The sequence below is a fragment of the Sphingobium sp. CCH11-B1 genome (assembly GCF_001556865.1).
Classification (GTDB): domain Bacteria; phylum Pseudomonadota; class Alphaproteobacteria; order Sphingomonadales; family Sphingomonadaceae; genus Sphingobium.
This window is the reverse complement of record NZ_LSJY01000007.1, coordinates 1-12806: the sequence shown is the minus strand read 5'-3', so window position 1 is coordinate 12806 and position 12806 is coordinate 1. Positions and strand designations below refer to the sequence as shown.

10 protein-coding genes and 1 pseudogene are annotated in these 12806 nt (G+C 60.1%); 5 read left to right on the top strand and 6 right to left on the bottom strand.

Features of this window, described 5'->3' with window-relative positions:
• Nucleotides 1-256 precede the first annotated feature (256 nt).
• The gene (locus AX724_RS01550) at nucleotides 257-3010 is read left to right on the top strand and encodes a glycosyltransferase (protein ID WP_082733360.1); all 2754 of its coding nucleotides are present in this window, start codon (nucleotides 257-259) and stop codon (nucleotides 3008-3010) included.
• A 67-nt stretch (nucleotides 3011-3077) separates the two neighbouring features.
• Here the strand turns inward: AX724_RS01550 and AX724_RS01545 are convergent, their stop codons facing one another.
• The 3 genes from AX724_RS01545 to AX724_RS01535 are packed head-to-tail and all read right to left on the bottom strand — an operon-like array spanning nucleotide 3078 to nucleotide 6527.
• Nucleotides 3078-4037, bottom strand: a complete 960-nt coding sequence (locus AX724_RS01545) for a phytanoyl-CoA dioxygenase family protein (RefSeq protein WP_066762834.1) — start codon at nucleotides 4035-4037, stop codon at nucleotides 3078-3080.
• Between the two features lie 34 nt (nucleotides 4038-4071).
• The gene (locus AX724_RS01540; RefSeq protein ID WP_231736433.1) at nucleotides 4072-4848 is read right to left on the bottom strand and encodes a DUF5672 family protein; all 777 of its coding nucleotides are present in this window, start codon (nucleotides 4846-4848) and stop codon (nucleotides 4072-4074) included.
• Nucleotides 4845-6527, bottom strand: a complete 1683-nt coding sequence (locus tag AX724_RS01535; RefSeq protein ID WP_331711404.1) for a glycosyltransferase family 2 protein — start codon at nucleotides 6525-6527, stop codon at nucleotides 4845-4847. The genes AX724_RS01540 and AX724_RS01535 overlap by 4 nt, the downstream gene beginning before the upstream one ends.
• Before the next feature lie 101 nt (nucleotides 6528-6628).
• On the opposite strand from AX724_RS01535, the pseudogene AX724_RS24680 reads away from it, so the two are divergent.
• Nucleotides 6629-6754, top strand: a pseudogene (locus AX724_RS24680) (nucleotide-binding protein); the annotation flags it as partial.
• A 36-nt stretch (nucleotides 6755-6790) separates the two neighbouring features.
• On the opposite strand, the gene AX724_RS01530 reads toward AX724_RS24680, so the two are convergent.
• From AX724_RS01530 to AX724_RS01520, 3 genes are all read right to left on the bottom strand, one after another.
• The gene (locus AX724_RS01530; protein ID WP_012449407.1) at nucleotides 6791-9769 is read right to left on the bottom strand and encodes a Tn3-like element ISMpo10 family transposase; all 2979 of its coding nucleotides are present in this window, start codon (nucleotides 9767-9769) and stop codon (nucleotides 6791-6793) included.
• A gap of 4 nt (nucleotides 9770-9773) precedes the next feature.
• The gene (locus tag AX724_RS01525) at nucleotides 9774-10358 is read right to left on the bottom strand and encodes a recombinase family protein (RefSeq protein WP_010339849.1); all 585 of its coding nucleotides are present in this window, start codon (nucleotides 10356-10358) and stop codon (nucleotides 9774-9776) included.
• A gap of 133 nt (nucleotides 10359-10491) precedes the next feature.
• On the bottom strand, nucleotides 10492-10968 hold the full coding sequence (locus AX724_RS01520; RefSeq protein ID WP_010339850.1) for a YkgB family protein: 477 nt from the start codon (nucleotides 10966-10968) through the stop codon (nucleotides 10492-10494).
• 104 nt (nucleotides 10969-11072) lie between these two features.
• Here AX724_RS01520 and AX724_RS01515 point away from each other — a divergent pair, with 104 nt between their 5' ends.
• The 3 genes from AX724_RS01515 to AX724_RS01505 all read left to right on the top strand — a co-directional run bounded on the left by AX724_RS01515 (nucleotide 11073) and on the right by AX724_RS01505 (nucleotide 12611).
• A complete protein-coding gene (locus AX724_RS01515; protein ID WP_010339851.1) occupies nucleotides 11073-11615 on the top strand; it encodes a MarR family winged helix-turn-helix transcriptional regulator in 543 nt (180 codons plus the stop codon).
• Nucleotides 11616-11784: 169 nt separating this feature from the next.
• Nucleotides 11785-12255, top strand: a complete 471-nt coding sequence (locus AX724_RS01510) for a ParA family protein (RefSeq protein ID WP_231736432.1) — start codon at nucleotides 11785-11787, stop codon at nucleotides 12253-12255.
• Nucleotides 12255-12611 carry a hypothetical protein gene (locus tag AX724_RS01505; protein WP_066762822.1) on the top strand — a complete coding sequence of 119 codons (357 nt, stop codon included), beginning with the start codon at nucleotides 12255-12257 and terminating at the stop codon, nucleotides 12609-12611. The genes AX724_RS01510 and AX724_RS01505 overlap by 1 nt, the downstream gene beginning before the upstream one ends.
• The last annotated feature ends 195 nt before the right edge of the window (nucleotides 12612-12806 follow it).

Genomic DNA, 12806 nt, shown 5'->3' with positions numbered 1-12806 from the left:
AACGCACCACCACTCAAAAAGCCCGGAGCCTCAGTCTCGTGAATAAGCCGGGTTAGCCTGGGGCTTCGTTGCATGCAGTAGCGTGCCCTTACCTTGCCAGCCAATGCGACGGTGCATGTTTGCATCGAAACGCCTTTTGCTATGATGAAAACATTGACCAAGGCTATGATTGAAAATAGCGTATTTTAAGATAATCAGCGTAAAATTTCAGCTTCGCATACCTTTTTACTTGCCCCACAAGCGACCCGGAGTGAGCATGCAATTTAGTAATGATGAAAAAGACGGAGGTCTTAGCAAGCTAAGCTCTCATCAACGGAAAATTGCATATGCTAATTTTGATAATGAATACTATAAGGCTCATAATCCAGAAATTGAAACCGACCTTGAAGACCTTTTCATTCATTACCTGAGGCACGGTTGGCGGCAGGGTCGTAACCCTAACGCCTCTTTTCGTACGCTGGAATATTTGCTCAAGCATTCCCAGCTCATCGGTTCGGGACAGCATCCGCTTTTCCACCACCTTTTCGGCGGCGACGCGCCCGACACCGCTGCTGCCGCAGATGCGCCCGATGTCGTCGCAAGCGACTCCATGCCCGACCTGCCCGCGCTGATCGACATGCCTGGCCAAGACACTGGCCCTGCAGGTGTCGAGCACATCGCGCCCATCACGCCGCTTTCCGAAGAAGAGGCCCTTCGCGGACTCACTCCGCAAGAGATCGCCTCGCTGCGTGATGAATTCGACGAAGCCTACTACATCGACGAATATCCTGAGGTGCGGATTTCAGGCATGGATCCGTTCTTGCACTACATGACGTTGGGATGGCTAGAACGGCGCAATCCGAGCAGCAATTTTTCGACTAATTTCTATCTCAGTCTATATACCGACATCGCTGCTTCGGGAATGAACCCGTTCGTTCACTGGGCGCTTCACGGCAAGCAGGAACTTCGAGCAGCGATATCTTTCAGGCAAAAAATTGCAAAAAAGCGTTACGCTCCAAAAGTCTCGGCAATCGTTCCCAACTACAACCACGGTCGATTCCTGGCGCAACGTCTCGATTCCATCTTGGCGCAGACGTATCCCAACATTGAGATCACGGTGCTTGACGACTGTTCGAGCGACAACAGCCGCGAGGTCATTGATGGCTACGTAGAGCGATACCCCGGTCGCATCAAAAAGATGTACAACGTGGTCAATTCGGGCGGCGTCTTCAACCAGTGGCGCAAGGGCGTTGAGAGCGCCGACGGAGAACTGGTCTGGATCTGCGAGAGTGACGACTTTTGCGAACCGGACTTTGTAGAGAAACTCGTCCCCTTTTTTGCCGACGACAGTGTCCAGATGGCCTTCGGACGCATCCTTGAAACCGACATCGAAGGTTCCCCCAACCTCTGGCTCGACACTTATCGCGAACATGCGGAGCCGGGTATATGGGGAACGTCACTGGTTCGTCCGGCAGCCGACTGGTTCGCTCATGGCTTCGGAGTCAGCAACGTGATCGCAAACGTGGGCGGCTGTCTATTCCGACGCCAACCCATCGCCCTGCACGTCTGGGAAGAAGCAGCTTCCTATCGGGTGGTAGGTGATTGGTATCTGTATCTGCAAATCGCCGGAGGTGGGCAAATCGCTTGGGAACCCGAAGCGGTGTCCTATTTCCGGCGCCATGGATCGAACACGTCCTCAAGCTCGTTCAACGGAACCGGATTCTATTCCGAACTTGAGCGTGTGATGATTGAGATGCGCAAGACTTGGGATGTCCCGCATTCAACAGTCATTAAGTTCTACAACAACATTTTAGAGCAATACCTTTACTTTAAGGTAGAGGAAACGCACGGCCCTCTCGAACTTCACTGTAATCTCGACAAGATGCTCGCAGTAACGCGCAAAAAGGGGCATATCCTTTTAGCCATGCTGGGCTTCGTACCCGGGGGTGGGGAAAATTTCCCGATTCAGCTAGCGAATAGCCTTATCGATGCAGGCTGGATTGTCTCGATGCTTATCTTCGTGTCCGAAGAGGTGAACGAGCACATGCGCGCATCGCTCAACCCGGCCGTATCAGTCTATGACGCAGCATGGGTAACGGAGTACGGCTGCGAACGTTTCATCCGAAAGGCTGGCGTATCCCTTATCCATTCGCATACCGTTGGGGCAGAAATGCACTTCTACCACATGTGGAACCTCGATCCGGAAGTGCCTTATGTAGTGACACTCCATGGCTCCTATGAAGCATCGGACATCCCGCCCGAGATGATGAAACGGATCGCGCAGCCGATTGACCACTTTGTTTATACCGCCGACAAAAACCTTCTTCCGCTAAAGGGACAGGGCATCGCCGAGGCCCGCTTTACGAAGATGGCCAACGCCATGCCGATTGATCCGCTGCCCTATCCACAGACCCGTGCAGAAATGGGCATCGCCGAAGATGCGATCGTATTCACGCTAGTCGCGCGTGGTATCAAGCGTAAGGGTTGGCGCACCGCGATCGAAGCCTTTTGTCAGATCCGCAAACGTAATCCCAAACAACCCATGCACCTGTGCCTGGTCGGAGAGGGTGACGAGCCAGATCGCCACCGCAAGAAATACGGCAACGATCCTGATATTAGCTTTTTGGGCTACCAAGCCCGTATTCATGGCCTTTACCGGATGAGTGACGTCGCCATTGTGCCAACCCGGTTTGCTGGTGAATCCTATCCGCTATGCATCATCCAGTCGCTGCAGGTGGGGACTCCGGTCGTCGCCAGCGATGTCGGCGAAATCAGCAATATGCTGGAAAATGAAAACGGCGTACGCGGCGGGATCATCGTCAAGGCAGTGCGCGATACTGACCAGTTCATCGCAGCATTTGCGCAATCAATGGAAACGATCCTCGAGACCCAGTTACGCGAGGAACTGGGCAAGAATGCGAGGGAACTGGGCAACAGGTACGATATGGGTCCGCTAGTCGAAATATACAGCAACCTGTACGCGAAAATCCTAAACAAGCCCGTGCCCGCAGTAATGACGATGGCTGCCTAAAGCTTCGCGAAAAGGGCTAGGCCTGTATGTTTGACCCTTTTCGCGCTATTCATGTCCTGCCGAGCGATTAATCATGCAGGCGGCGCAGGGCTTTTAAAACCCTGCGCCGCAATCCCTGCCGCTGTCGCTGTGTGCCTTTTCCCAACAGCTCTAACTCTTCCCCCAAGTACATATTTGGCTGATGCTTTCCATCAGCGATGGATCTGAGATTGCGCAAATCTAGCCGTCCTACCGCCTCATCGGAAAAAGCCGGCGTGTAATAGATGCTGTCATCGAAATAATAGTGCGTCACCTGGGACCAGCGGGTCAATGTCGGATCATTCTGCCAGCTCCCGCCGTGGAGCAAATTGGCGCACCAGATAAGGGCCTGCCCCTTGCGTGCCAGAAATACTTCTTCCTGCGCGCCGTGCACCTCGCACAGGGCGCGCCAGGCCGGGCCATAGGGGTCCTGTGCCGACATCAGGTCACTGCCATAGCCGCGCCGCCCGATCAGGCTGTTGGTCATGATCGGCCAGCTGTGCGATCCGGGATAGTAGAAGAGAGGTCCCTGATCAGGCCCCACATCCTCCATCGCCAGCCACACGCCGCACATGAAGCGTTCGGGAAGACTGGAGAAATGGACCGAGTCCGAATGCGCATCCTGCTGGGTGCCGACGGGGAAGTTGAGCGTCTGGAAAGGAAACGCGCTTCGGCCGTACAGCTTGCCGAGCAGCTCAATCACCACTTGATTGGCGGCGATCGCGCGGACATCCTCGTCAAACTGCCATGCATCCTGGACCCGACGTTCGCCGCCGGTCTTGTCGCTGCCGGGGCTGTCGAAATCGATGCCGTAGCGCGGCGCCAGATGCTCCTTTATCCGCTCGATCCGCGCGTCGATCTCCGGATCGGGGAAGTCGAACACGGCATAGCCTTTGACATGCAGATCATCGGCGATGCGCTCTTCCTCCGGAGTCAGCCCCCAGTCGGCTTTAAGCCTGGAGTAGAGCGGGGATTCGATGAGCGGCAGGCCCGGGAAGATATGGTTCAAACGCGTCTGATCCTTCATGGCGTAAAGACAGTGGTTAGCAATGCCAGAACATCTGGTCACGAATCAGCCTCGCAGCGCGCGGCAGCCCTCCCCGGCCCCGCCCTATCTGCTTCAGAATGGCAGCAAAATCATGCCGGATAGTCCCCCTGTCGTCCAGTTCGGGGTAGAGCGCCCAGAAATCGGGAATGCCGATCGCCTGCGGCATCAGCCAAGCCCCATGATAACCGAAACTGCGACCGACATCGCCTGCCCGCTCTGCCGAAAACAGATCTGCAAGCCCGCGCGGAGCGAAGCTCATCCCCTGGTCTTCCAGCCAGTCGCGATTGATCCGCCCAATCGCGACGTCCTCGGGGTGGTGCTGTTTGAAAGCCGGATCGCGGCAAAGTTGCATCAGCCGCCGGGAGCGCAGCGAAAACCCCCCGTTGCCGACATCATGGCCATCGGCGAATTGCGGCCAACTCGCCCCTATATAGTCATGGTCGAGAAACTCGGATCGCCATCGGTTCGCGTCGATCACGTGCCCGTCCCACTGGATGATCAAGCAATGACTGGTATCGACATGCTCGACCAGACGGTTGAGCAGGAAATCGGAATAGGCGGCCGAAGAGGCAATTCGCGGGATCAGCACAACCTCTATGTCCGGGTGCGGCGGGCTGAGGGGGACGTCGGTGAACAAGCGCGCAGCGGCAACATCGATCTGCGCCAGACTATGGTCCATTGCTCGCACCGTCGCTGCCACATTGATGCAGCTGACCGCGCAAAGCGTCACCTGCGGCAGCGCCATGCGGGCCTCTGCCCCTGCCCTACTCATAGCGCCACCGCAAAGCGCTCGCTCGCGCGACTGAGATGAGGATGATGAAAGGGATCGACGATCTCGTTGGTCTTCCACAGGCGCTGGAGCGCGGCCAGTTCGCCTGCGAAGCGCGCCGCGCCAACCGGGTCCTGATCCAACCCGCGCGAGACCGATTCATGATGAATTAGTGTCGCACGCGGCTCATAGAGCGATTGCCAGCCTCTCTGGTTGAGCCGCAAACACAGATCGACATCGTTGAAAGCGACGGGGAAATCGACTTCATTGAGCCCGCCAACCGCCAGAAACTTCTCCCGCGCCACCACCAGGCAGGCGGCAGTCACCGCCATGGTGAATTGCGGCAGACTATGACGGTGGAAATAACCGTCCTCGTCGGGGCGCAAGCAACGGTGGGCATGACCCGCGGCATTACCGACGCCGATGACCACGCCAGCATGTTGAATGCGTCCGTCAGGATAAAGGAGCCTCGCACCCACCGCCCCGACCTCTGGCCGGAGAGCCTGCGTCGCCAGGGTGGCGAGCCACGTCCGGTCGGTTGTCTCGATATCATTGTTGAGCAGGCAAAGCAGACGGCCCCGGGCCTGCGCCACGGCGCGATTGTTGATCGTAGAATAGTTGAAAGGCCCGGTATGGCGCAGCACGCGGTGTCGTGCAGGATCGAGCCCGGCGAGATAGGCTAGCGTAGTTGGATCGTCACTGTCATTGTCGACAATGATGACCTCTAAATCTGGATAATCGGCCGCCACCACACCATTAATGCAAGTTCGCAGCAGATCGACCCGGTTGCGGGTCGGCACTACCACTGAAAGTGGCGGCAGATCGGCTGCGATGGTGATGGTCTGGGCAGGCACGCGCGGTACGGGCCTGTGGCGGCGATGATGCAGGATCTGCCGCACGTGCTGCGGGACCGCGCCCGCCTCAATGATCCGTCTTGTCAGCTGCGCGGGCCAATCCTGCGTGTCCTTCAATCTGTCCCAATCAGCGCAGTCCGCTTGCAGCAGGCACGAGCCTGTCAAATAGTCGTGATGACGGAACAGCTCCGCGTTCCAGTCGGGTTTGAAATAGGGATTGTTCCGCCGATCCGAGCGTTCGATGCCGTCATCGTCGGCATAAAGAAGGTAGGCGCCAGTGCTCTTCGCCGGCATCGCTGCGCGATAGGCGTCGGCGGTGCCCGGCGCGATCCTGTCGCCTGATGCAACTGGCATCAGCCACGCCCCGCCGCTCCAGTTGATGGCTGCCCGAACAGCGGCCAGATCAGGCGTTTCAGGCGACCCAACCAGGATCGCGGCCACACCGTCGGCCAACAGGCTATTGATCGTGAGGTCCAACTGGCGCTGCGGGTCGCGCGCTGTCACATTGCCACGAATATCGATCAGCGCGACGATTGGCGGCGAGACATCGGCGGCGCTGGCAAGTACCCCGCCCCTCTCGGCACGCAGCGCCCATAGCATATAGGCACGTGGCGATCGGCTAAGCAGAACCGCAAACTGACCGCGTGCGCGCACTCGTTTGCGCAAAATCCACCATTTTGTCGCAGTCAGATAGGCGCGCGGAGCTGCCAGGAACGCATCGACATGAACAGACGCCGTCAGGATCGCGTCTGCAATTCGCTTGAAATAACGCTCTTTCAGTGTGGTTCGCATCTGTTCTTGGCGCATACTCCCATCAAGCCCGATCACAAGAGAAAAGGCTGCCGACCCGGGTCCTGAAAAAGATATCTTAATGGTATCTAATAGCTATCGGATTGCTTCCCGGCTATCCTGTGGCTATCCTCTGGTCTATGCCTACCATCGTCTTCGTCAGCCCCAAGGGAGGCGTCGGCAAGACCACCGCCGCCCTGCTCCTCGCCTCCGAACTTGCGCGGGCGGCGCCTGTCACGGTGGTGGATGCGGATCCCAATCACCCTATCGGGGTCGGTACACAGAACGGACCCAGATATACGCTAAGGTTTTGCCGTGCCTTCGACGGCGCGCATCTGGCGAAGCGGTCTGAGCGCGGTGGATGGCGCATCGGGATCGGTCCAGAGGTAATCGCCGGTGAGATTGATATGCTGCCAACCGAGCGGTGATAGGTGTTGCAGCAGGTCCGGCGGGACCGGCCGGCCGAGGTTGGCGAGATGCATCCGGGCGGCTTGCAGGTAGGTCGTGTTCCACAGGACGATGGCACCGGCGACGAGGTTCAGCGCGCTCGCCCGATGGCTTTGGGCTTGCAGCGCATGATCGCGGATACGGCCGATGCGATGGAAGAAGATGGCGCGTTTCAGGGCATTTTCCGCTTCTCCCTTGTTGAGTTCGCGGGTGGCGCGGCGACGCTGTTCGGGCTGCTCGATCCAGTCGAGCGTGAACAGGGTACGCTCGACGCGACCGATCTCGCGCAACGCCAGTGCCAGGCCGTTGGCGCGTGGATAGGAGCCGAGCCGTTCCAGCATGATCGAGGCGCTGACGACGCCTGTGCGGATCGAGGTTCCCAGTCGCAGCACGTCGTCCCAGTGTGCCTCGATCAGACCTTCGTCGATGCGGCCCGCGACCAGCGGCGCAATATCGGGGCCGGGTTCGATGCCGTTAAACAGGTGCAAACGGCGTGCGGCGATATTCGGGATACGCGGCGCGAACCGGAACCCAAGCAGATGACATAGCGCGAACACATGGTCGGAGACGCCCCCGCCATCGACGTGATGCTCTTCGATGTGCAGATCGGCGCCGTGGTGGAGCAGCCCGTCGAGCACCTGTGCCGCCTCGCTCGCCGAAGCGGAGATAACTGTGGAATGGAACGGCGCGTAGCGATCCGAGACGTGGCTGTAAAAGGAGACAGCCGGCTCTGTCCCCTTGTGCGGATTGACTGCGCCGGTTGCCTGGGCGCGGCGGTCGAGCGGAAAGTTCTGACCGTCTGAGCTGGACGAGGTGCCGGACCCGAACAGCGCGGCCAGCGGCGCGGTGTGTTGGGCGTCGACAAGCCGGGCGAGCGCGCGACCGTAGGTTTCCTCGCGCAGATGCCACGAGGCGAGCCAACCGAGTTGGCGCTGGGTCACGAGATTGCAGGCTTCCGCCATGCGCGTATGGCCCAGATTGGTGGCATCGGCGAGCACCGCCGTGAGGATCGCACGTGGTTCATCCGCGGCACGGCCACTTTGCAGATGCGTGAAGCACTGGCTGAACCCGGTCCATCGATCGACTTCGGCAAGAAGGTCGGTGATGCGGATCGCGGGCAGATGCGCATAGAGCGGCGCAAGGGCGGTATCGGATTCCTCGGGAGTAATCGCCTTCAAGGGCGAAATCCGCAGCCTGCCCAAGCTGAGCTGCACGTCTTCCAGCGCGTCCGTCTCCGCCTTTCGCTCGACCTCGGCCAATCGACGGGCGAGGCGGGCGCGTCGTTCGGCCAGCCAGATATCGGCCGTATCCGGTGCCGGTATCGGCAAGGGGCCGGCCGCGCGCATGTTGGCGAATACGGGGGCAGGAATGAGTTGCTGCTCGACAGCACGATAGCGTCGGCTTCCCTCGACCCACATGTCGCCGGCGCGAAGCCGGTCGCGAAGCTCGACCAGCACGCACAATTCATAGATCCTGCGATCGGGAATGCCGGTGCCGATCGCCCGACGCCAAGCTTGCCGGATGAAGCCGACTGGCGTGCCTGCAGGCAATTTGCGCAGATGACCAAAATGAAGGTCGCGCATGATCGCGACCGCTCGCGCGAGCGCATGGCAGGCTGGCACCGCCCCGAATGTGAACGAGGCGATGAACGAGGGACCGACCTGTCGGAGGACGGGGTAATTGGTCGCGGCGACCGCGACGGGATCGACCGAATCGGGGCGGATCAGCTTGCGGGCTTCATCGACCTCGCGGCCGAGATCATTCCATCCGATCGCTGCCTCGACCGCAGCGCCGATATCGCCACCTGATATCTTGGCGGCGAGCAAGGCAGCGCCGAGTTGGGCAAGCAGCCGGATTTTGCCGTTGATGGTGCGCCGGTTGCGCTTGAGTGTCGTGTCCGCGCTGTTCTGTTCGCGCCGGAACATCTGCCCAAGCAGGCGATCGAACATCAGCACCGCATCGTCGGTGAGGGTAACGATGGTTTCGAGGATGGTCGCCACCAATGTGGCGCGACGCCGCGTCGCTTGCAGCGTCCGAACATGTTGCGCGGTCAGCCGCACGCCTTCCTGGCACAGGCGTCGGAGGCGCTCGGGATGGACGCCTACGGCGATATCCGGATCGATCCCGATGGCCCGAAGCAGTGTCAGTCGCTCGATGATGGCGGCGAATGTCTTTCGGCCGGGCTTGCCGGGTGACTGCCGCACCCAGGCCAGATCGCTCAAGTTCGTGCCTGTGTGGGGCAGGAGAAGCGCATCGAGCAGCCGGCGCTGTCGAGCATCGAGTCCTCGGGTCAGATGCTCGGCGACATGGCGTTCGGCATCGAGCAACGCCTGTGCGACCATCCGCTCGACCGAACTGATGCCCGGCACAATGATGCGCCGTCGCCGGCACTCATCCAGCATCACGCGCGCCAGCCTAGCCCCGCTGGTCGTCGTCAGCGCGATCGGCAGGAGCCATTCCTGCAACGTCGTTCGCAGCGGCCGACTGAGCGGCATGAAGCCGAATGCATCGCGCAGTGCATCGAGCTGTTCGTACCGGGTCGGGCCGCGCGTCGCGTAGTCGGCCAGCACCTCGGGTCCGACCTGCAATTGCTCTGCGACGAACGCGAGCGGCGTATCAGGGATCAGTTCACCGGGTCGCAGGAAACGGCCAGGATAGCGCAGCGCGCAAAGCTGGATCGCGAAACCCAGCCGGTTATGCGGTCGCCTCCGGCGGACGATGATGGCCAAGTCGTCCCGGCTCAATGTCCAGTGCTGGACGAGCAGGGTTTCGTCGTCGGGAAGCGCGAGCAACGCCGCGCGTTGCTCGTCCGACAGGACGGCGCGACGCGGCATCGGCTTAGACCTTGGCCGGTGCGGTCCAGCCGATCCGGGCAAGCGTGCCGAGAAGGGTCGAACGCGGCACCTTGAAGGTCCGGCAGACGGACGCCTTGCTGGCCCCGCCATCCAGCGCGGCGGTGATCCGCTCGAGCGTTTCGGCGTCGATCATCGGCGGGCGGCCACCTTGGCGTCCCCGGCGTTTGGCAGCAGCCAGTCCCGCCATCACCCGTTCGCGCGTGAGCGCACGCTCATATTGTGCCAATGCACCGAACAGCGAGAACAGCAATTCGCCGTGCGGCGTGGTCGTATCCATCTGCTCGGTCAGCGACCGGAACGCGATGCCGCGCGCCTTCAGATCGGTGACGATCGTCAGCAGGTGCGGCAGCGAGCGTCCGAGCCGGTCGAGCTTCCACACGATCAGTGTGTCGCCCGCGTTCAGATAGTCGAGGCAGGCTTTCAGGCCTGGTCGGTCGTCGCGCGCGCCGGATGCCTTGTCGGTATGGAGATGCCGATGATCGACCCCGGTTGCGACGAGCGCGTCCCGCTGGAGATCGACCGTTTGGCGGTCATCGGTCGTTGACACCCGCATATATCCGACCAGCATGTACGACAAACCCTCGAAAGCATGTTTTCGAACACCCTATCAAAGCGACAGGGTTTGTCGATCGTTATGGGCTGAGGCGGGTATGGTTCGGCAAAAGCGCAGGTCCGGAGCGTCGCCTATCACCTGTTTGCCGTCACGCGTCTGCTGTCCGTATGGACGCAAGTAGAAGGCACGCTGATGCCGCAAGAAGCACCAGGTCCTTCAACAGGAACTGTCCGGTTCCGGCCGAAATCGCCGGGAACCCGCCAGCGGTCGGCTCGGCGACGCCAGGCGTGCTCAGGAAAAACGTCAGTGTCACGGCATAAGTCAGGCATGACATCGCCGCGCCGAGAGCGGAGGCCGTCTTGTTGAAAGCACCGATAATCAGCGCAGCGGCCGTCGCGAGCTCGACGGTGCCTATAAAATAGCTTCCACCCTGCACCCCAAAAACGGCCGGAATCCAGCTCATGATCGGACTGTTCTTCATCAATGGCGCGATGCCCATCGCTTCATAGCTCGTGAATTTCATGCAACCGAACCAGAGAAAGATGACCACCAGCGCCCAGCGCAGCAACGCGAGAGACCCGCGAGAGCCGGTCGTCTTTTCAGCTATGTGTAATGTCGAAAACATGGTGCCTCGCTTTCATCATGGCGCATGACCTGCCTTCATGCTTAGACAGGCGTGATATATGCGCTGCGCATACACTATACGCCGTCAATGAATGAGGCAACCCTTTGAACGTACTCTCGGACCGGCTCGTCAATCTGTTCGGCGCCCTCGCAGTGGGCATCACCGATCGAATTAAGAAGGCGGCATTCGACCCGACGATACCCGGCGGTGGCGAAACCACCGCGGCGATCGTCGTCATCGGTCACGCGACCGGTCTTTCGATCGACGAATTAGGACGGGTGCTAGGCTTGTCCCACGCGGGGACGGTGCGGCTTGTCGATCGATTGGTTGCAGCCGGGTTCGCCGTTCGATCCAAAGCGCTACGGGACCGTCGTGCAGTAGCGCTGATGCTCACTGAGGCAGGCGAGACTCGCCTATCTGCGATCCTGCAACGAAGAAACGAGACTTTATCCGAAATCCTTAGCCATGTCTCGAATGCTGACCGCCTCGTGCTGGAACGTATTGCCGAGACAATACTTGCGCAGATGTCTGACGACGCTGTCTCGGCGCTGACGATATGCCGGCTCTGCGACGAGAGGCGATGCTACAACTGTCCGATGGATGCCTTTGGAATGCTGGAGTCGTCGACGCATAGAGTCGACCCATAAGTGCGCGCAGAGACGCTTAGCGTATATCTGTGCCCGTTCTATGTCCTGACCCCCTATCGCCAGCTGGAGCAAAGGGACCGCCCTGCCAGCCAACCTGTCGATCCTGGCCGATGTCGACGAAGATACGATCATCGACCGGATCGAGGAAGCCGCCGCGAAGACGCCGTTCGTGGTTGTCGACCTGGAAGGCACCGCGGCCAAGATCGTGCTGTTGGCCGTCAGCCAGGCGGACCTGGTGGTGATCCCGATGCAGGGTTCGCAGCTTGATGCCGAACAGGCGAGCCGGGCTATCCGAGTGCTCAAGCAGCATGAAAAGATGACCGGGCGCGCGGTGCCTTACGGGGTGCTGCTGACGCGCACATCGCCGATTATCCGCACGCGCACGATGGGACATATCCAGGGCGGCTTGCTCGATGCCGGGGTTCCGGTGTTCGATACACAGCTCAACGAGCGCGAGGCGTTCCGTGCGGTGTTCTCGTTCCGGCAGACGCTGGACAACCTCGATCCGCGCGAGGTGTCCAACCTCGACAAGGCGCAGGCGAATGCCGAACAGTTCGCCGCCGAAGTGATCGAGCGGCTGCGGGCAGCGCGCGGCGATTCCGGCAAGACTGCCGCTACTTCCAATGTGGGAACGGCATGATGAGCAGAGCCAACCCTTTCGGCGACCTCGACGATTTCGCTCCCCAAGGGAAATCGAAGCCAGTGCCGGCAGCCGCAATCGACGAGATCGCGCAGGCCAGCGATTTCCCAAGCCGCAAGGCGCAGCGCAAGGCCGCCGGTACCGACACAGCTGAAACCGCCCCCTCGCCTTCCCGGCCGCTGCGGCGTCGACGGCGGACAACCGGGCGTAATCAACAGATCAATATCAAGGCAACGGAAGAGACTATCGCGGAACTCTACCGCGTGGCCGACGAACTCGACCTGCCGCTTGGCGCCGTGCTGGAACAGGCACTGCAAGCGCTAGCTGCATCCAAGGGCCTCGGTACGGCGGACTAGATAGTACCTAAATGGTACTATTGGTACCTAATGATACCATTTGGTAGCCATTTTTTGGTAGCAATCGTGTCTCGCGTCCATTGTACGCGCTGGATCGGGTTAGATCGGCGTGGATGATACGCGATGGTAGTGCGGTGAAGGGCTCTGTTGCAAAGATTGGCGGCAGTCAGAGGTAGGCTGTCGCTCTGCGCCGAT

Excerpts from the sequence above, each read along its gene's own strand:
- AX724_RS01550 (WP_082733360.1), top strand. The coding sequence starts at position 257 with ATGCAATTTAGTAATGATGAAAAAGACGGAGGTCTTAGCAAGCTAAGC.
- AX724_RS01540 (WP_231736433.1), bottom strand. The coding sequence starts at position 4,848 with ATGAGTAGGGCAGGGGCAGAGGCCCGCATGGCGCTGCCGCAGGTGACG.
- AX724_RS01530 (WP_012449407.1), bottom strand. The coding sequence starts at position 9,769 with ATGCCGCGTCGCGCCGTCCTGTCGGACGAGCAACGCGCGGCGTTGCTC.
- AX724_RS01525 (WP_010339849.1), bottom strand. The coding sequence starts at position 10,358 with ATGCTGGTCGGATATATGCGGGTGTCAACGACCGATGACCGCCAAACG.
- AX724_RS01520 (WP_010339850.1), bottom strand. The coding sequence starts at position 10,968 with ATGTTTTCGACATTACACATAGCTGAAAAGACGACCGGCTCTCGCGGG.
- AX724_RS01505 (WP_066762822.1), top strand. The coding sequence starts at position 12,255 with ATGAGCAGAGCCAACCCTTTCGGCGACCTCGACGATTTCGCTCCCCAA.